This window comes from Entomohabitans teleogrylli (assembly GCF_001484765.1).
Classification (GTDB): Bacteria; Pseudomonadota; Gammaproteobacteria; order Enterobacterales; family Enterobacteriaceae; genus Entomohabitans; species Entomohabitans teleogrylli.
This window is the reverse complement of the sequence record NZ_LLXO01000024.1, coordinates 22,618-42,074: the sequence shown is the minus strand read 5'-3', so window position 1 is coordinate 42,074 and position 19,457 is coordinate 22,618. Positions and strand designations below refer to the sequence as shown.

At 57.9% G+C, this 19,457-nt stretch carries 16 protein-coding genes; 6 read left to right on the top strand and 10 right to left on the bottom strand.

From position 1 onward, the window contains the following. Positions 1-32: 32 nt before the first annotated feature. The 6 genes from menA to priA all read right to left on the bottom strand — a co-directional run bounded on the left by menA (position 33) and on the right by priA (position 7,496). Positions 33-962: a 1,4-dihydroxy-2-naphthoate polyprenyltransferase gene (gene menA, locus AQ981_RS20760; protein WP_071608974.1), complete on the bottom strand. Its 930-nt coding sequence runs from the start codon at positions 960-962 to the stop codon at positions 33-35. Positions 963-1,033: 71 nt separating this feature from the next. Beyond that, positions 1,034-2,365 carry an HslU--HslV peptidase ATPase subunit gene (hslU, locus tag AQ981_RS20755; protein WP_058913668.1) on the bottom strand — a complete coding sequence of 444 codons (1,332 nt, stop codon included), beginning with the start codon at positions 2,363-2,365 and terminating at the stop codon, positions 1,034-1,036. A gap of 9 nt (positions 2,366-2,374) precedes the next feature. Further along, positions 2,375-2,905 carry an ATP-dependent protease subunit HslV gene (gene hslV / locus AQ981_RS20750; protein ID WP_058913667.1) on the bottom strand — a complete coding sequence of 177 codons (531 nt, stop codon included), beginning with the start codon at positions 2,903-2,905 and terminating at the stop codon, positions 2,375-2,377. A 120-nt stretch (positions 2,906-3,025) separates the two neighbouring features. Then, a complete protein-coding gene (ftsN, locus tag AQ981_RS20745) occupies positions 3,026-4,027 on the bottom strand; it encodes a cell division protein FtsN (protein ID WP_071608973.1) in 1,002 nt (333 codons plus the stop codon). A gap of 87 nt (positions 4,028-4,114) precedes the next feature. Continuing rightward, positions 4,115-5,146: a DNA-binding transcriptional regulator CytR gene (cytR, locus tag AQ981_RS20740; protein WP_058913666.1), complete on the bottom strand. Its 1,032-nt coding sequence runs from the start codon at positions 5,144-5,146 to the stop codon at positions 4,115-4,117. Positions 5,147-5,300: 154 nt separating this feature from the next. Continuing rightward, entirely contained in the window at positions 5,301-7,496 is a 2,196-nt protein-coding gene (priA, locus tag AQ981_RS20735) for a primosomal protein N' (protein ID WP_058913665.1), read from the bottom strand. Positions 7,497-7,701: 205 nt separating this feature from the next. Here priA and rpmE point away from each other — a divergent pair, with 205 nt between their 5' ends. After that, a complete protein-coding gene (gene rpmE, locus AQ981_RS20730) occupies positions 7,702-7,914 on the top strand; it encodes a 50S ribosomal protein L31 (RefSeq protein WP_058913664.1) in 213 nt (70 codons plus the stop codon). A 106-nt stretch (positions 7,915-8,020) separates the two neighbouring features. Here the strand turns inward: rpmE and metJ are convergent, their stop codons facing one another. Further along, positions 8,021-8,338: a met regulon transcriptional regulator MetJ gene (metJ, locus tag AQ981_RS20725; RefSeq protein ID WP_058913663.1), complete on the bottom strand. Its 318-nt coding sequence runs from the start codon at positions 8,336-8,338 to the stop codon at positions 8,021-8,023. A gap of 276 nt (positions 8,339-8,614) precedes the next feature. Between metJ and metB the strand changes: the two genes are divergently transcribed. From metB to metF, 3 genes are all read left to right on the top strand, one after another. Next, positions 8,615-9,775, top strand: coding sequence for a cystathionine gamma-synthase (metB, locus tag AQ981_RS20720; protein WP_058913662.1), 1,161 nt, complete (start codon positions 8,615-8,617; stop codon positions 9,773-9,775). 2 nt (positions 9,776-9,777) lie between these two features. Then, on the top strand, positions 9,778-12,210 hold the full coding sequence (locus tag AQ981_RS20715; RefSeq protein WP_058913661.1) for a bifunctional aspartate kinase/homoserine dehydrogenase II: 2,433 nt from the start codon (positions 9,778-9,780) through the stop codon (positions 12,208-12,210). Between the two features lie 225 nt (positions 12,211-12,435). After that, positions 12,436-13,323, top strand: coding sequence for a methylenetetrahydrofolate reductase (gene metF / locus AQ981_RS20710; RefSeq protein WP_058913660.1), 888 nt, complete (start codon positions 12,436-12,438; stop codon positions 13,321-13,323). A gap of 82 nt (positions 13,324-13,405) precedes the next feature. Here metF and gldA read toward each other — a convergent pair whose 3' ends face one another. The 3 genes from gldA to ptsP are packed head-to-tail and all read right to left on the bottom strand — an operon-like array spanning position 13,406 to position 17,708. Beyond that, positions 13,406-14,509 carry a bifunctional L-1,2-propanediol dehydrogenase/glycerol dehydrogenase gene (gene gldA / locus AQ981_RS20705; protein WP_058913659.1) on the bottom strand — a complete coding sequence of 368 codons (1,104 nt, stop codon included), beginning with the start codon at positions 14,507-14,509 and terminating at the stop codon, positions 13,406-13,408. A gap of 16 nt (positions 14,510-14,525) precedes the next feature. Further along, on the bottom strand, positions 14,526-15,188 hold the full coding sequence (gene fsa, locus AQ981_RS20700; RefSeq protein WP_058913658.1) for a fructose-6-phosphate aldolase: 663 nt from the start codon (positions 15,186-15,188) through the stop codon (positions 14,526-14,528). A gap of 18 nt (positions 15,189-15,206) precedes the next feature. Then, entirely contained in the window at positions 15,207-17,708 is a 2,502-nt protein-coding gene (gene ptsP, locus AQ981_RS20695; RefSeq protein WP_058913657.1) for a phosphoenolpyruvate--protein phosphotransferase, read from the bottom strand. A gap of 316 nt (positions 17,709-18,024) precedes the next feature. Here ptsP and AQ981_RS20690 point away from each other — a divergent pair, with 316 nt between their 5' ends. Continuing rightward, positions 18,025-19,107: a PTS fructose transporter subunit EIIC gene (locus tag AQ981_RS20690; RefSeq protein WP_058913656.1), complete on the top strand. Its 1,083-nt coding sequence runs from the start codon at positions 18,025-18,027 to the stop codon at positions 19,105-19,107. Between the two features lie 19 nt (positions 19,108-19,126). After that, positions 19,127-19,447, top strand: coding sequence for a PTS fructose-like transporter subunit IIB (locus tag AQ981_RS20685; RefSeq protein ID WP_058913655.1), 321 nt, complete (start codon positions 19,127-19,129; stop codon positions 19,445-19,447). Positions 19,448-19,457: the final 10 nt, after the last annotated feature.

Here is a 19,457-nt window from a genome sequence, read left to right as displayed (position 1 = left end):
AAAATCATCAATGGCGAATTGATATTAGTCAGTTAAAACGGCAGCTTGCTGAGGACGACTCCCAGCGCAAACAGCAGGTTAACTAACAGCGCGCCTTTCACCGTGCGCTCCAGCATCGGGCGCATCGCGACAGGCTCCTTTTCGCGCAGGACATAACCAGCCTGTCTGGCCAGTACCGGCGCCGCCAGAATAAATAGCCAGCCCCACAGATTTTGCAGCCAGATCAGGTTGAATGCGGCAAGACACAGTAGCGATCCGGCCAGTAAACCGGCATGGTAGCGGCGCGCGGCGCGCGGCCCCAGACGCACTGCCAGGGTATTTTTGCCGTTGTCCCGATCGCTGTCGATATCGCGCAGATTGTTAATGTTGAGCACCGCCGCCGCCAGTAGTCCGCAGGCTGTCGCCGGCAGGAAAATGGCGATATTCAGCGCATGGGCCTGTAAATACCAGGTGCCGATCACGCTCAGCCAGCCGAAAAACACCAGCACCGAGATATCCCCCAGCCCCATGTAGCCATAGGGACGGGTGCCGACGGTATAGGTGATGGCGGCGATGATTGCCAGCAGCCCCAGCAGCAGGAAGCCGAGAAAATCCGCCAGGGTGTGGCAGGCGAGGGCCACCAGAATCAGCCCTGACAGGCAAATCAGCGCGACAGTGATAATCAGCGCCCGCTTCATTTGCGTCTGGGTGATAGCCCCCTTCTGCATACCGCGCAGCGGGCCAAGGCGATCCGGTTTATCGCTGCCTTTTACCGCATCGCCATAGTCATTGGCCAGATTTGAGAGGATCTGTAGTAATCCGGCAGTCAACAGCGCCATCAGAGCGATAGCCGGGTTGAAAAGGTCCTGCCACCACGCCAGAGCGGAACCAACCACCGTGGAGGCAAATGCCAGGGGTAATGTGCGGGGGCGCAGGCTCTCCAGCCAGGCCTGGGTCGCACTAATCGATTGCGAATCAGTCATTATTATCGCCAACAATAAAAATGGGGGCATTGCAGCCCCCATCGGTAGTGATGAAAATGCATTGATCGCGATTATAGGATAAAACGGCTCAGATCTTCATCTGCAACCAGCTCATCCAGATGTTTACCTACATAATTTGCGTCAATGGTGATCGTCTGGTCGTTAAGATCGCTGGCATCGTAGGAAATATCTTCCATCAGACGCTCCAGTACCGTATGCAGGCGGCGGGCGCCAATGTTTTCGGTACTCTCATTAACCTGCCAGGCGGCCTGGGCGATACGCTTAATGCCATCCCCGGTAAATTCGATATTCACCCCTTCGGTCGCCATTAGCGCTTTGTATTGCACGGTCACGGAGGCGTTCGGCTCGGTCAGAATACGTTCGAAATCCTGCGCGGTCAGGGCCTGCAGCTCAACGCGGATCGGCAGACGGCCCTGCAGTTCCGGGATCAGATCGGACGGGCTGGCTACCTGGAAAGCGCCGGAGGCGATAAACAAAATGTGGTCGGTTTTGACCATGCCGTGTTTCGTCGATACCGTGCAGCCTTCCACCAGCGGCAGCAGGTCGCGCTGCACCCCTTCGCGTGACACATCCGGACCGGACACATTGCCGCGCTTACAGATTTTGTCGATTTCGTCGATGAAGACGATACCGTGCTGTTCTACAGCATCAATCGCCTGCTGTTTTAGCTCTTCCGGATTCACCAGTTTTGCGGCTTCTTCTTCCACCAGTAGCTTCATGGCGTCTTTGATCTTCAACTTGCGCGGCTTTTGCTTCTGGCCGCCCAGGTTCTGGAACATTGACTGTAGCTGGCTGGTCATCTCTTCCATACCCGGAGGCGCCATGATTTCCACGCCCATCGGCGCGGCGGCGAGATTGATTTCAATCTCTTTATCATCCAACTGGCCTTCGCGCAGTTTCTTGCGGAAAGACTGGCGGGCGGCAGAAGGTTCCTGCGGCTGTTCCGCCTGGCCCCAGTTGTTTTTAGCCGGTGGGATCAGCACATCAAGAATCCGCTCTTCCGCCATCTCTTCGGCGCGGAAGCGGTTTTTTTCGATGGACTGTATACGCACCATTTTGACTGCGGCATCGGTCAGATCGCGGATAATCGAATCCACTTCCTTACCCACATAGCCCACTTCGGTAAATTTGGTGGCTTCGACCTTGATGAACGGCGCATTGGCCAGTTTTGCCAGGCGGCGGGCGATTTCTGTTTTACCCACCCCGGTCGGGCCGATCATCAGAATGTTTTTCGGCGTCACTTCATGGCGCAGCTCTTCATCGAGCTGCATACGGCGCCAGCGGTTGCGCAGGGCGATAGCCACGGAGCGCTTTGCCGCGTCCTGGCCGATAATGTGTTTGTTCAGTTCACTGACGATTTCGCGTGGAGTCATTTCAGACATGGGAGATCCTTACGCTTTAGCGGAGAGTTCTTCGATGGTCAGGAAGTGGTTGGTGTAAATGCAGATATCTCCGGCAATACCCAGCGACTTCTCGACAATTTCACGGGCGCTCAGCTCGGTGTTTTCCAGCAGAGCGCGGGCGGCGGCCTGAGCGTATGGCCCGCCTGAGCCGATGGCGATCAGATCGTTTTCCGGCTGCACGACATCCCCGTTACCGGTGATGATCAGCGACGCGTTTTCGTCCGCTACTGCCAGCAGCGCTTCCAGACGACGCAGCATACGATCGGTTCGCCAGTCTTTAGCCAACTCTACGGCGGCCTTGACCAGGTGCCCCTGGTGCATTTCCAGCTTACGTTCGAAGAGTTCGAAAAGCGTGAAGGCGTCTGCGGTGCCGCCCGCGAAACCGGCGATCACTTTATCGTTATATAAACGACGTACTTTCTTCACGTTGCCTTTCATTACCGTATTGCCCAGCGTGGCCTGACCATCGCCACCAATTACTACCTGGCCATTGCGGCGCACACTCACTATTGTTGTCACGAGCAGACCCCTTTTGCAGAATCGAAAACGGAGATCCTGCGGGCCGACCGGGCTCACTCAGGAGTCGGGCGGCGTCCGCAGGACAGAATGCAATTATAGATGGGGGAGATTTCGGGGGTTTCAACCCCCGGCGGCGAGACGAATACAGTTGCTGTGACCGGCCATTTTCAGGCGGTTGATGGTGCTGTCGGCATTTTCTTTCCCTTTCAGGGGGCCGATCACCACGCGATTCCAGCCGTTATTGGTGGTAATTTTCGAGTCAAAACCCTCGAATGCCAATTGGGCGCGTACGGTTTCCGCCTGGGCGGCGCCTTTAAACGAACCGCACTGTACCATCCAGCGACGCTCGTCTTTTTTCTCTGCCGCTGGCTTTGCCGGCTCTGTTTCCCGGGTGACCGGCGCCGCTTTACTCTCTTTAGGCTGGGCGGCGGCAGTCGTGTGCGGCGGCGTCTGCAACAGATCCTGGTATGGCTGCTGAGTGTTTGCCGCGGCGCGCGGCGTGGGCTGTTGGGTCGTTTGCGCTGTCGTTGTCTGGCGCGTGGTTTCCTGGGGACGGGACTGCGCGCGCGGCTGGGACACTTGCTGTTGCTGTGCCGTCTGGCGTTGCTGTTGACTATTAATCTGCTGCTGCTGCTGCTGCTGCTGCGCCTGGCGCTGTTGCAGGGTTTGCTGGCGCTGGGCCGGCGTCTGCTCATTCCACGGCACTTCGCTCAGTTGTGTCGGCTGTTGGCGCATATCCGCCTGCATCTGTTCCAGTAACTGACGCTGTTCGTTGGTCAGTTGGCTCTGGTTCACGATTTCACCGCCGGCGGAAGGTTCGGTCGGCTTGCGCACGCCGGGCTGGCGGCTTTCCAGCTCTTTAATATAACGCCAGCGCTCCTCCGGTTTGGGCGGCAGCCCGTTGCCGGTAACCTTCTGGCCGGGCAGCGTTTCGACATCTTCTTTTTTATGGTGCGTAATGAACCACAGGCCACCGATAAAGACCACCAGCACGGCGGCGGCAATACCAATCATTGCCGGCGAAACAGCTGACAGATTTGATTGCTTCTTGTTGCGGGAATTGGTCTTTTTCCGCCGCGTCCCTGCCGATTGGCCGCGGCGTACATAATCTCGTTGTGCCACTATCGTTTCGCTGTCGTCTTTATGTATCAGCCCGCCATGTTACTTAAGGGGCGGGCCTTTGACCAGATTATGGTGTCTTAAAGCGGCTTATTTTCCCTGTAAAGGGCGCGTAGACCCGCGGATCACCAGTTCACAGTCCAGCAATCGGGAGCCGCTGCTCACCGCCTGACCGTTAATCTGATCGAGCAGCAGCAGCATGGCTTCGCTGCCAATCTGAAAACGCGGCTGCGCGACAGTGGTCAACGGCGGGTCGCAGAATTGCGATAGCGCGATATCGTCAAAGCCCACCAGCGAGAGATCGCTCGGGACTTTCAGGCCGCGCCGTTTGGCCAGCGACAGCGCGCCCAGCGCCATCACATCGCTGTGGCAGAACACCGCGGTGGGCGGCTCCGGCAGGTTGAGAAGCTGCTCCATGGCCGCCGCTCCGGCCTCGTAGCTAAAATCGCCGCGGGCGATATAGTGCGGATCCACCAGCATACCGCTGCGACGCAGCGCCTGGACATACCCCTGTAACCGGTAGTGGCACAGCGGCATTTCCTCTGGGCCGGCGATACAAGCGATGCGCTGGTGCCCCAGTTCCTGCAGGTAGTGTACGGCGTTGAATGCGGCGGTGAGGTTATCGATATGAACGGTGGGTAGCTCCAGCTCCGGGGCAAACTCATTCGCCATCACCATAGGCGGCAGATTACGCTGTTCTTCTTTCCCGGCGTCAAACGGCAGGCGCGATCCCAACAGCAACATACCGTCGATTTGCTTGGTAATGATTAAATCGATGAATGTCTTTTCCTGCTGATTCTGGTGCGCGCAATCGCCGATCAGGATCAGGTAGCCCTGCTTCGCGGCGGTGACTTCGATACCGCGAATGATTTCACTAAAAAAGGGATCGCAGATATCCGGGACAATTACCAGGATGGTGCGCGATTCGTTGCGTTTGACGTTACGGCCCATCAGATGGGGTAAATAACCGACATCAATGGCCGCCTGCTCCACCCGATTACGGGTAGCCTGGGAGACTTTGTCCGGATTCATCAGTGCGCGGGACACCGTGGCTGTTGACACGTTAGCCCTGATAGCCACGTCTTTCATCGTGGCGGCGACAATTTGCTTTTTTTGCTTCAACTTCAATCTCCTCGCATACCTTCTGCGGGCGTGGGCACGTGCGGCTCTTTTAATATTCTTATCAGATATAGAGCAACACAGTTACAGAAATTTCATTGAAAATGTGACTTACTCTAAGTTTTTCGATCTGTCTCGCATTACGCAACCGGGGACGTTAACTTTCAGAGGGATCCACATCCAGGTACCATTTTACTCGCCGAGCCTCCGGCAGGGTGTTGATCAATTTCAGGCTGTCCCTGAGCAACAACTGCAAATGGCGGCGGGAAGGGTGCTGTAACAGTAATTGCCAGCGAAAACGTCCAGCGCGGCGCGGTTGCAGTGCCGGGACTGGACCCATAACCCAAAGCTGACTGTCGGCGCGCGGGCTGGCGAGCAGTAAATTACGCAACTGCTGGAGGAACAGCGGCGCCTGCTGATTGTTATGATCCTCGGCGCGGATCAGCACATGACTGCTCCAGGGCGGCAACATCACGCTCTGGCGCTCCGCCAGCGCCTGTTCAGCGAACGCATCATAGCCCTGATAAATCAGCGTCTGCAGCAGCGGGTGTTCCGGATGGTGGGTCTGGAGCACGACTTCTCCGGCTTTTCCCGCGCGTCCGGCGCGGCCGGAAACCTGAGTGTACAGCTGGGCAAAACGTTCGGCGGCGCGAAAATCAGCGGAAAACAGCGCGCCGTCCACATCCAGCAGCGCCACCAGCGTGACATCCGGGAAATGGTGCCCTTTAGCCAGCATCTGGGTACCGATCAAAATACGCGCGCCGCCGCGATGAACCTCCGCCAGCTGTTGCTCCAGCGCCCCTTTCCGGCTGGTGGTATCGCGATCGATCCGCGAGAGCGCCGTGTCGGGAAACAGGGCGCTGAGATGCTGCTCCAACTGTTCGGTACCCATCCCCACTGGTTCCAGGTGCGTTGAACCGCAGTGTGGGCACTGAGGGGGGACCGGACGCTGGCTGTCGCAGTGGTGGCAGCGCAGGTGGCGCTGGGCCTGATGAAAGGTGTAGTAGTGATCGCAGCGTGGGCATTCGGCTATCCAGCCGCAGTCGTGGCACAACAGGGCCGGCGCAAAGCCGCGTCGGTTCAGAAACAGGATCACCTGATTGTCCGCCTGCAGGTGCTGGCGCATTCTGGCGATCAGTGCTGGCGCCATACCGGCTTTTAACGGCTGGCCTTTCAAATCAAGAACGTGCTGAACGGCGGGTTTAGCATTACCGGCCCGGCGGGTTAGCGCCAGACGGCGATACTTACCGACCCGCACGTTATGCAGGGTCTCCAGCGCCGGCGTGGCTGAGCCGAGAATGATCGGCAGATTTTCACTATGGGCGCGCCAGACCGCCAGGTCCCGGGCGTGGTAGCGCCAGCCTTCCTGCTGCTTGTAAGAGCTGTCATGCTCTTCGTCAATGACGATAACGCCAAGGTTTTTAAACGGCGTAAACAGCGCGGAGCGGGTGCCGATAACAATCGCCGCTTCGCCGCTGCGCGCCTTCAGCCAGGTGGCCAGCCGCTCGCTGTCATTCAGCCCGGAATGCAATACTTCCACCGGCGCGTTGAAGCGTTCGCGGAAGCGGGCAATAGTCTGCGGCGTTAAGCCGATCTCCGGGACCAGCACCAGCGCCTGGCGGCCGCGGGAAAGGACATTTTCCAGGATGCTGAGGTAGACTTCGGTTTTCCCGGATCCGGTAACCCCTTCCAGTAGCCAGGCGGAGAAACTGTCCAGTTCGCTGTGGATGGCGCCGACCGCCATCGCCTGTTCGGTATTCAGACGCAGCCGTTCGCCGCTGAGGGTAAATCTGTCGCGCCAGTCGCTGGTTTCCGGCAGTTCGCTACGCAGATCGCACAATCCTTTAGCGCGCAACGCCTGTAGCGCGCCATCGGTCAGGTCCAGCTCGTTGACCTGGTGGCGCCAGACGGGTTTCTGGCGCAGCGCCGCCAGGGCCTGCTGCTGTTTGGGCGCGCGACGCAGGGTATTAATGTCGACGGCCTGCCCCTGTTCCGTGGCGTGCCAGTACCACAGCGGCGCAGCGTGTGCCGGTTTCCCCTGGCGTAGTAAAATGGGCAGTGCGTGGAACAGCACATCGCCAATGGGATGGTGATAATAATCCGCGGCCCAGAGCAATAAACGCCACAGGGAGGGAGAGAACAGCGAGTGGCTGTCCAGCACTTCGCGCAGGGATTTCAGTTCACTGCGCGCCAACTCGCTGTGGTCGTCAACGCTGACCACAATACCGACCATGTTGCGATTGCCGAACCGCACCTGTACCCGACAGCCTGCGGCGGCCTGCATGCCTTGCGGCATCAGGTAGTCAAAGGTGCGGTCCAGCGGGACGGGCAGGGCGACGTGGGCAACGGACATTCAGGCTCCGGGCGGATAAAAAAGACGACACAGTGTACACTGTGTCACTATCAAATGGCGGATCAGTTTGCATGTGGCGATGAATTTCTGTATGATTCGCCGCCTTTGATGCGCGATTTCGCCATTGAAAAACCCCTTTATCAACATCGCGTGGTGTCTGGCGTTAGGGCTGGAAGAGCGACGCGGCCTTATACCGAGGTTTTCCATGAAAAAAGATATTCACCCGAATTATGTAGAAATTACTGCAACCTGTTCCTGCGGTAATGTTATCAAAACCCATTCTACCGTGGGTCACGACCTGAACCTGGACGTGTGCAGCAAATGCCATCCGTTCTACACCGGCAAACAGCGTGATGTGGCTACCGGTGGTCGTGTTGACCGCTTTAACAAGCGTTTCAGCATCCCGGGCAGCAAATAAGTTGCACGGAACGAAAAAGGCGCCTGAGGGCGCCTTTTTTGCGTCTGGTCAATGGCTGCCGGATAGCCTGTTCCGCAGTATCCGGCAGCGGGACGCCGCCGGCTATTCAGTATTCCCAGGTATCCGGATCAATACCCAGCTCACGCATCAGAATTTTGGCCGCCTCGGGGATCTCATCGCTGCGCTCTTTGCGCAGGTCTTCATCATTGGGCAATGGCTGCCCGGTGAACGCATGCAAAAATGCTTCGCACAGTAATTCACTGTTGGTGGCGTGCCGCAGGTTGTTGACCTGGCGGCGGGTGCGTTCATCAGTGAGGATCTTTAACACCTTCAGAGGAATGGACACCGTAATTTTTTTGACTTGCTCACTCTTCTTACCGTGCTCAGCATAAGGGCTGATATATTCGCCGCTCCATTCAGCCATGGGATACCTTTAATCCTCTCATTATTGAAAAAATGCTGTCCCGGTAATGTTTCACGGTAGCAGCAGTCATGAATCAGGAGTATACAGCGTAGAATATACCGTCCATTCGACGATGTTGCTGTGCTACCGCCCTAAAACGCATAATTTTAACGGCTATTCACGTTTCGCTCAATCTATACGCAAAGAAGTTTAGATGTCCAGATGTATTGACGTCTATAAGTTCAATGTTTACTCTGTTGTCAGACTTTTACCCGACAAGCCAGGAAATCACCGACCATGACGCGTAAGCAGGCCACCATCGCAGTACGTAGCGGTTTAAATGATGACGAACAGTACGGCTGCGTTGTTCCGCCGATTCACCTTTCCAGTACCTATAATTTTACCGGCTTTAACGAACCGCGGGCGCACGATTACTCCCGGCGCGGCAACCCGACCCGGGACGTGGTGCAGCGGGCACTGGCGGAGCTGGAGAGCGGCGCCGGAGCGGTACTGACCAATACCGGTATGTCGGCGATTCATCTGGTGACCACCGTTTTTCTGCAGCCTGGCGATGTGCTGGTGGCGCCCCACGACTGCTATGGCGGCAGCTATCGCCTGTTCGACAGTCTGGCGAAACGCGGTTGTTACCGGGTGCTGTTTGTCGATCAGGGCAATGACGCTGCACTGAGAGCGGCGCTGGCGGAAAAACCAAAACTGGTGCTGGTGGAAAGTCCGAGCAATCCGCTGTTGCGGGTGGTGGATATTGCGAAGATCTGCCATCTGGCCCGGGAGGCCGGCGCCCTTAGCGTAGTGGACAACACCTTCCTTAGCCCGGCGTTACAAAACCCGCTGGCGTTGGGCGCTGACATGGTGCTGCACTCCTGTACCAAATATCTCAACGGCCACTCCGACGTGGTGGCCGGCGTGGTGGTTGCCCGCGATCCGGAGATGGTGACGGAGCTGGCCTGGTGGGCGAACAATATCGGCGTTACCGGCAGCGCGTTCGACAGCTACCTGCTGCTGCGCGGCCTGCGTACGCTGTCTCCGCGTATGGAAGTGGCACAGCGCAACGCGCAGGCGATTGTCGATTACCTTAAAACGCAACCGCTGGTCAAAAAGCTGTATCATCCTTCGCTGCCGGAAAATCAGGGGCATGAGATTGCCGCCCGCCAGCAAAAAGGCTTTGGCGCCATGCTCAGCTTTGAACTGGATGGCGATGAGCAGACGCTGCGGCGTTTTCTGAGCGGCTTGTCACTGTTCACCCTGGCGGAATCGCTGGGTGGAGTGGAGAGTCTGATTTCCCACGCGGCGACCATGACCCATGCCGGAATGGCGCCAGAGGCGCGCGCCGCCGCGGGTATTTCCGAGACGCTACTGCGCATCTCGACAGGTATTGAAGATAGTGAAGATTTAATTGCCGACCTGGACCAGGGGTTCCGGGCCGCAGCCGAGGGGTAAGCATGAGTGTTACAGCGCCGGCAGGGGCGACGTCTCGTCAACTGCATAAATTTGGCGGCAGCAGCCTGGCCGATGTGAAGTGTTACCTGCGTGTGGCAGGGATTATGGCCGATTACTCCCGGCCCGGAGATTTGATGGTGGTGTCTGCGGCGGGCAGTACCACTAACCAGTTGATTAGCTGGCTGAAACTCAGTCAGAGCGACCGGCTTTCCGCGCATCAGGTGCAGCAGGCGCTGCGCCGCTACCAGTGCGATTTGATCGGCGGCCTGTTGCCGGCGGAGCAGGCTGACCGTCTGATATCACGGTTTATCAGCGATCTGGAGCGACTGGCGGCGCTACTGGACGGCAAAATGTCCGACGCGGTGTATGCGGAAGTGGTCGGCCATGGCGAAATCTGGTCTGCGCGCCTGATGGCGGCGGTACTGGAGCAGCAGGGAATGGCGGCGACCTGGCTGGATGCCCGGGACTTTTTATGCGCCGAGCGTTCCGCCCAGCCGCAGGTTGATGAAGGGCTTTCGTATCCGCTACTGCAGCAACTGTTAGCCCAGCACCCGGGCAAACGTATCGTCGTGACCGGGTTCATCTGCCGCAACGCCGCCGGGGAAACGGTGCTGCTGGGGCGTAATGGTTCTGATTATTCGGCGACGCAAATTGGCGCGCTGGCGGGCGTTAACCGGGTAACTATCTGGAGCGATGTGGCCGGGGTATACAGCGCCGACCCGCGCAAAGTGCAGGATGCCTGTCTGCTACCGCTGCTGCGGCTTGATGAAGCCAGCGAGCTGGCGCGTCTGGCGGCGCCGGTACTGCATGCGCGCACCCTGCAACCGGTATCCGGCAGCGATATCGATCTGCAACTGCGTTGTAGCTATAACCCGGAGCAGGGCTCCACCCGTATCGAGCGGGTGCTGGCTTCCGGCACCGGAGCGCGGATTGTCACCAGCCATGACGATGTGTGCCTGATTGAATATCAGGTACCCACGGATCAGGATTTTAAACTGGCGCATCGTGAAATCGACGGCCTGCTGAAACGTTCGCAACTGCGTCCGCTGGCCATCGGGGTACATCAGGATCGCCATCTGCTGCAGCTCTGTTTTACCTCCGAAGTTGTGGACAGCGCGCGCCAGCGTTTGCAGGATGCCGGGCTGGCGGGGGAGTTGCGCCTGCGTGAAGGGCTGGCGCTGGTGGCGCTGGTGGGCGCCGGCGTATGCCGCAATCCGCTGCACAGCCACCGTTTCTGGCAACAGCTGAAAGACCAGCCGGTGGAGTTTGTCTGGCAGTCGGAGGAGGGGATCAGTCTGGTGGCGGTACTGCGCGTCGGGCCAACGGAAAGCCTGATCCAGGGGTTACACCAGTCGCTGTTCCGGGCCGAAAAACGTATCGGTCTGATGCTGTTCGGCAAAGGCAATATTGGTTCACGCTGGCTGGAACTGTTTGCCCGCGAACAGGAAATTATTTCCGCGCGCACCGGGTTTGAGTTCGTTCTGGCAGGGGTTGTGGACAGTCGTCGCAGCCTGCTTAGCTATGAGGGGCTGGACGCCAGCCGGGCGCTGGCGTTTTTCGGCGATGAAGCGGTGGAGCAGGACGAAGAGACTCTGTTCCAGTGGATGCGCGCCCATCCTTACGATGATTTAGTGGTGCTGGACGTGACGGCGAGCCAGCAACTGGCCGATCAATATCTCGATTTTGCCAGCCACGGCTTCCATGTTATCAGCGCCAATAAGCTGGCCGGGGCCAGTAGTAGCGATAAATACCGCCGGATTCGCGACGCATTCGCTAAAACCGGTCGTCGCTGGCTGTATAACGCTACGGTGGGCGCCGGGCTGCCGGTGAATTATACCGTCCGCGATCTGCGCGACAGTGGTGACAGCATTCTGGCGGTCAGCGGAATTTTTTCCGGCACCCTCTCGTGGCTGTTTCTGCAGTTTGATGGCTCGGTACCGTTTACCGATTTGGTGGACCAGGCCTGGCAGCAGGGGCTGACCGAACCCGATCCGCGGGTAGATCTTTCCGGGCAGGATGTGATGCGTAAGCTGGTGATTCTGGCCCGGGAGGCGGGTTATGACATCGAGCCGGATCAGGTGCGGGTGGAGTCGCTGGTGCCGGCCGGCTGTGAAGTGGGATCGGTGGACCATTTCTTTGAAAACGGCGATGCCCTTAATGAGCAGATGGTGCAGCGTCTGGAAGCGGCGCAGGAGATGGGGCTGGTGTTGCGCTATGTGGCGCGCTTTGACGCCCATGGTAAAGCGCGGGTTGGCGTGGAAGCGGTGCGTCCGGAACATCCGCTGGCCTCACTGCTGCCCTGCGATAATGTCTTTGCTATTGAGAGCCGCTGGTACCGGGATAACCCGCTGGTGATCCGAGGGCCGGGCGCCGGGCGCGATGTGACCGCCGGGGCGATTCAGTCGGATCTCAACCGCCTGGCGCAGTTATTGTAATTGCCCATCAGAGCGGATGTGTTTCAGGCCAGCATAATGCTGGCCTGTATTCTTTTTACACCATGATCATGAAGAAAATTCACCTTCGCTGAAAATTCCTCACTACCGGGGCGCTTTTTTCAGTTGACGCCCGTGCGCTTTTCCGTCATTTTTACATCTGGACGTCTAAACGTATAGAAGTTCGCAAACACCAACATAATGATAAAGCGATTGATGAGGTAAGGTATGAGCTTTTTTCACGCCAACCAGCGGGAAGCCCTGAATCAGAGCCTGGCGGAAGTACATGGCCAGATTAACGTCTCCTTTGAATTTTTCCCGCCGCGCACCAGTGAAATGGAGCAAACCCTGTGGAACTCAATCGATCGTTTGAGCAGCCTGAAGCCGAAATTTGTGTCGGTGACCTATGGCGCGAACTCCGGCGAGCGGGATCGCACCCACAGCATCATTAAAGGCATTAAAGAGCGTACCGGTCTGGAAGCGGCGCCGCATTTGACCTGCATTGATGCCTCCCGCGATGAACTGCGCGCTATCGCCCGGGACTACTGGAATAATGGTATTCGCCATATTGTCGCCCTGCGCGGCGACCTGCCGCCGGGTAGCGGAAAGCCGGATATGTACGCCTCCGATCTGGTGGCGCTGCTTAAAGAAGTGGCGGACTTTGATATTTCCGTTGCTGCCTATCCGGAAGTACACCCGGAAGCCAAAAGCGCCCAGGCGGATTTGATCAACCTGAAGCGTAAAATTGACGCCGGCGCCAGCCGGGCGATTACCCAATTCTTCTTTGATGTCGAAAGCTATTTGCGTTTTCGCGATCGCTGCGTGGCGACGGGGATCGATGTGGAAATTGTGCCGGGCATTCTGCCGGTCAGTAATTACAAGCAACTGCAGAAGTTCGCCACGATGACGAATGTGCGGGTGCCTAAATGGATGAGCGCTCAGTTTGACGGGCTGGATGACGATGCGGAAACCCGCAAGCTGGTGGGGGCGAATATCGCTATGGACATGGTGAAAATCCTCAGCCGCGAAGGGGTGAAAGACTTCCATTTCTATACCCTGAACCGGGCGGAGATGAGCTACGCCATCTGCCATACTCTGGGCGTGCGCCCGGCATAAGCGGGCGGACTAAATCGAAAATGAACCGGCCCGATGGCCGGTTCATGGTTTTACTGAGCGGAATATCTCCGGCCTTTGTTATTTACGACCATTGATCCAGCAGCCGCTGGCCATATTCATCGGCGACCATGATTGCGGCATACACTTTATCCACGGTCACGCCGCCGGGCATGTTATGGATAGTCTCTCCCTCGGCACAGGCCGCCTGCGCCACAATGCGCATTTTGGCCGCGACATCCTGGGTGATGTCGAGCTCCGCCAGGGTGATTGGCAGACCCACCGTGTGGCACAGCGCTGCCACATCGTCCAGCTCTTCCAGTGGGGCGTTTTCCAGTATCAGTTGTACCAGCGTACCGAAGGCCACCTTCTCGCCGTGGAAATAGTGGTGGGCGTCAGGAATCGCCGTCAGGCCGTTGTGCACCGCGTGCGCTGCCGCCAGGCCGCCGCTTTCAAAGCCGACGCCGCTCAGGAAGGTGTTGGCTTCCACGACTTTCTCCAGCGCCTCGGTGACTACGTGCTGGCGAGCGGCGATCATCGCTTTTTCGCCTTCTTCCATCAGTGTGTTGTAGCACAGTTCAGCCAGCGCCAGCGCAGCCCGGGTGCATTCGCCGCCGGCCATGGTCGTCGCGCCGCTGCGCGCGCAGGCGCGGGCTTCAAACCAGGTAGCCAGCGCATCGCCGATCCCGGCCGCCAGCAGGCGCGCCGGCGCGCCGGCAACAATTTCGGTATCGACAATCACGCGGTTCGGGTTGCTCGGTAACAGCAGATAACTTTCAAACTCACCGCTGTCGGTATAGATAACCGACAGCGCGCTGCACGGCGCATCGGTTGACGCAATGGTCGGCGCTACCACCACCGGGATATTCATGTAGTGGGCCAGTGCTTTGGCGGTATCCAGCGTTTTACCGCCGCCGATACCCAGCACGGCGGAACAGCCGGCTTTTTCCGCCAGCGCGCGCAGGCGGGCGATTTCATTCTGCGAGCACTCGCCTTTAAAACTGGCGACTTCCAGACTAAGGCCCGCCGCGCTACAGCTGGCTTTCACCTTTTCCTGAACCAGCCCCAGGACAAAATCATCTCCCAGCACCAGGTAGCGGTCGGCCAGCGGTTTCAGATAATCACCAATACGTGCCAGTACTCCTGCGCCCTGAATGTATTTACCCGGTGACTGAATAATACGATCCATTTACGATCTCCTTGCGTTACAGGTTGGTGCTGCCGAAGGCGTTTTGCCAGTCTTGTTCAAACTTGACTACAGCGGCCTCAACGGCAGGGGCAGCGAGGAATTGTTGCGCCACATCCAGCGGCAGCGTGATGGCTTCACAGCCAGCCAGCAGGCAGTCCAGCGCCTGACGCGGGGTTTTGAAACTGGCGGCCAGCACTTTGCTGGCCGGCGCATGCAGTTCCAGCAGACTTTGCAGTTCCTGCACCATGCGAATACCGTCGCCGCCCTGGGCGTCGACGCGGTTAACGTACGGCGCGACATACTCCGCGCCCGCCAGCGCCGCCAGCAGGCCCTGCGCGGCGCTATAAACGGCGGTGCCCAGCGTCGGAATACCGATTTTTTTGAGCTGCTTGATAGCCGCCAGCCCTTCCGGGGTGACCGGAATTTTTACCACGATGCCGGGAATCGTGTTTTCAAGGCGCTGGGCCTCTTTCACCATACCGTCCGCATCGCGGCTCATTACCTGCGCGAAGAGCTTCCCTTGCGGGCCGACGGCTTTCTGCAGGCGGGGCAGGACATCCCAGATCACTTCTTTACCCGCGGCGACAATGCTCGGGTTAGTGGTCACGCCGCTCAGGGGAAAAATGCGCGCCAGACGTTCGACTTCAGCGACGTTAGCGGTATCGAGATACAATTCCATACTCATTATCCTCTCAACTTATAATTCGAGTTCACGTTCCAGCAGGGCGGCGATAGCGCCACTGTCGCGGGCATTAACCAGTTCGTTACGAAACGCTTCGTGCATAATGCGCCGCGCCAGACGCGAGAAAATACGCATGTGTTGATCGCCGGCGGCGTGTTTATTCAGGGTCAGCATAATGATGAATTGCGCCTCTTCGTCCCCCCACGGCACCGGAGCCGGGAGTCGCGCCACGCTAATGGTGGACTGCTCAATATGCTCCGATTTGCTGTGCGGAATGGCAAAGCTGAAACCCAGCCCGGTAGAGAAGACCGCTTCACGCGCCCACAGATCTGCTTCCAGCTTACGCGGATAACGGCAGCGTTCGGCGAGCAGCAGATTGTCGGTCATCCCTTTCATTACCTCTTCTTTACTACGCCAGTCGTTATCCAGCGAGATGCAGGCAGCGGTAATCAGCGGCGCATCCCGGGACGTCATACGGAACTGGGCCAGCAGGTGCTCTACCTCCAGCGAGGTGCGGCAGGCCATCGCCTGGTTGAGCAACTGGCGACAGGCCCGGCTGTCCAGTTGCGCCAGACGCGCTTTGGTGGCCGGAATCGACGGCGCGCTCATGCTGATTTCGTCCAGTCCCAGGCCGACCAGCAACGGCAGCACCGAGCCTTTGGCGCCCAGTTCGCCGCATAGCCCGATCCATTTCCCCTGGCGATGCACCGCCTGGACCGCATAGTCCAGAGCGCGTAAAAATGCCGGATTCAGACTGTTGTAGTGGCGGGTCACTTTGGCATTATCGCGGTCTACGGCGAGAAGATATTGCGTCAGGTCATTACTGCCGATACTAAAGAAATCAATTTCTTCACAGCACTGATCGATGATGAACATCACTGACGGCACTTCCAGCATGATGCCCAGCGGGATCTGTTCGTCGAACGGGATGCGCTGGCTGCGCAGCGACTGTTTGACCTCCGCCAGTTGCTCTTTCACCCACAGAATCTCCTCCATGGAGGAGATCATCGGGATCATTATCTTCAGCGAACCGTGCGCCGAGGCGCGCAGAATCGATCGCAACTGGGTGTGGAACAGCGCCAGATATTCCTGATAGATACGTACGGCGCGGTAGCCGAGGAACGGGTTATTCTCTGCCGGGATATGGAGATAATCCACCGGCTTATCGCCGCCGATATCCATGGTGCGCACGATAATGCTGCGTCCTGCGGAAGATTCCAGCGCCTGGCAGTAAATGTTGTACAGCTCATCTTCCGAGGGTGCGCAGGCGCGGTCCATATACAGCATTTCGGTGCGGAACAGACCGATGGCCTCCGCCCCGTTGCCGAATGCCGCAACGGCCTCAATGGAGTGCGCGATATTGGCGGCGACTTCCATGCGGATCCCGTCAGCGGTCCGCGCTTCCCGGTCGATCCACTCCTGTTGCTGCGCGCGCAGCGCCTGTTGAACGCGCTCCTCCTGGCGATAATAGCGCTGGACCGGTTCGCTCATGTTGACCACCAGAAGCCCGGCATTGCCGTCAATTTGCACCGGCTGGTTGAGCCACGGCGCCAGTGCGTCGAGATCGACCCCCACCAGCGTCGGGATATTGAACGAGCGGGCCAGAATCACGGTATGGGAAGTGGTGCCGCCGCTGCGCAGCGCCAGACCTTTGAGCAGCGTTTTATCCAGTTCCAGGAACTGACTGGGAGTGAGTTCGTCCGCCATGCAGATGGACGGCTGCTGTAACTGGCCCGGCGTCGGGAAACTCTCATGGCCATAGATGTGCTGGAGTAACTGGAAGCAGACATCGCGTACGTCCAGCGCACGTTCCTGAAGATAAGCGCTTTCCGACGCGGTGAACTGGGCGCAAAAATGGTCGGCGCTATTCACTATCGCCCGGGCGCAGCTCTCGCCTTTCAGTACGCCGCCCAGCAGGTGCTGGCGCAGCGAATTGTCGCCGGCCAGCGAGCGATGGGCTTCCAGAATGGCGCTGGCGGTGCCGTCGTTAGCCATTAACTGCAGCTCAATATGCTTCACCAGCTGACGTAAGCCTTTATCCAGCGCCTGTTGTTCTTCTTCCACACTGCGGGTGGCGGGCAGTTCGCCTAAATCGTGCAGATCCAGAGAGCGGATCGCCACCAGCATTCCCCCTGCGCTACCACCGCAGACTGGCGTGCCGTGAAACAGGGTGGGGTTGAGGCGCGCCAGGGATTCGGGGATTGGCTCCTGTTCGGCGCTGGCGACTTCCGGCAGCGGCTCATCGCAGTGGGGGAATTCGTTGCGAATAAAGTCGCTCAGGCGGGCGAATGCCTGCTCTTCGTCGCTGCCGCTGACGATCAGATGGCACTCATCGCCTTTAATGGTGTTAGTGCCAATCAGCGCCAGCGCGCTTTTGGCATCGCCCCGGCGATCGGTTCTGAGGTTATGCCACTCGACGCTGGCATTAAAGGTATTGCACAGCGTTTCAACATGGCTTGCCGGGCGGGCGTGAACGCCGTTAGGCAACTCACAGTGAAATTTTACTACCAGGGCCATAACGACTCTCCTGAGCGAAACCAATGACGGGATACAGCATAAGAGGGTTGTTCATCAGGGCGCTATGTGACAAATCTGCCAAAAACTGGATAAATGTAATATCTGCGGGAAAGTGAGATGTACCTCACGCAATACGGCTTATGTTCTGGTTTTTCAGGAGTGGGGCGAAGATTTGAAACGGATCTCATTTTTCTTCTGGTATTACAAAAATCCAGTAAATGGCGTTTTTTTCCACTGTCTCCCCACCCGGCGATTCCCTATTGTTTCCCCACAACAACTTTACGGACATGAGCGGCCCACGCTCAGGAGAAACGGTATGAAAGAGTTGGTGCAAATACTCAGAAACACACGCCAGCATTTAATGACCGGGGTATCGCATATGATCCCCTTTGTGGTCTCCGGGGGAATTCTGTTGGCGGTTTCCGTCATGCTTTACGGCAAAGGCGCGGTGCCGGATGCCGCCAGCGATCCCAATCTAAAGAAACTGTTTGATATCGGCGTCGCAGGTCTGACGCTGATGGTGCCCTTCCTCGCCGCCTATATCGGCTATTCGATTGCCGAGCGTGCCGCGCTGGCCCCCTGTGCTATCGGCGCCTGGGTAGGCAACAGCTTCGGCGCCGGGTTTTTTGGCGCCATTATCGCCGGCCTGATTGGCGGCATCATCGTCTACTACTTGAAGAAGATCCCGGTGCCGAAGGTGTTGCGCTCGGTGATGCCTATCTTTGTGATCCCGATAATCGGTACGTTTATTACCGCCGGGATCATGATGTGGGGACTCGGGGAACCGGTTGGCGCGCTGACACAGAATCTTACCCAGTGGCTGCAGGGTATGCAGCAGGGCAGCATCATTGTGCTGGCCGTCGTGATGGGGCTGATGCTGGCCTTTGACATGGGCGGTCCGGTTAACAAAGTGGCGTACGCCTTTATGTTGATTTGCGTGGCGCAGGGGGTCTACTCCGTGGTCGCCATCGCCGCAGTAGGGATTGCGGTACCGCCGCTGGGTCTGGGGCTGGCGACGCTTATCAACCGTAAAAACTTTAACTCAGAAGAACGTGAAGCGGGTAAAGCGGCGCTGGTGATGGGTTGCGTGGGGGTAACCGAAGGCGCGATTCCTTTTGCCGCCGCCGACCCGCTACGGGTGATCCCTTCCATCATGCTGGGTTCGGTATGTGGCGCGGTAACCGCCGCAGTGCTGGGCGCCCAGTGCTATGCCGGCTGGGGCGGATTAATTGTTCTGCCCGTGGTTGAGGGCAAACTGGGGTATATCATCGCGCTGGCCGTCGGCGCTGTAGTCACGGCGATTTGCGTCAACGTACTGAAAACACTGGCCCGTAATAAACAGGCGCAGAAGCCTGTGAAAGACGAAGACGATCTTGATTTAGATTTTGAAATTAACTGATTACATAGAGGACGCCGTCATGACTAAAATCGTTGCTGTAACTGCCTGCCCGTCCGGGGTCGCTCATACCTATATGGCGGCTGAAGCGCTGGAAAGCGCCGCGAAAGCGAAAGGCTGGGATGTAAAAGTAGAAACTCAGGGTTCTATTGGACTGGAAAATGAGCTGACGGCAGAAGATGTCGCCAGCGCCGACATGGTGATACTGACCAAAGATATCGGCATTAAGTTTGAAGAGCGTTTCGCCGGGAAAACCATCGTGCGCGTCAATATCAGCGATGCGGTAAAGCGCGCCGAAGCGATCATGAACAAGATTGACGCTCACCTGGCGCAACACGCCTGATTTCACCGGG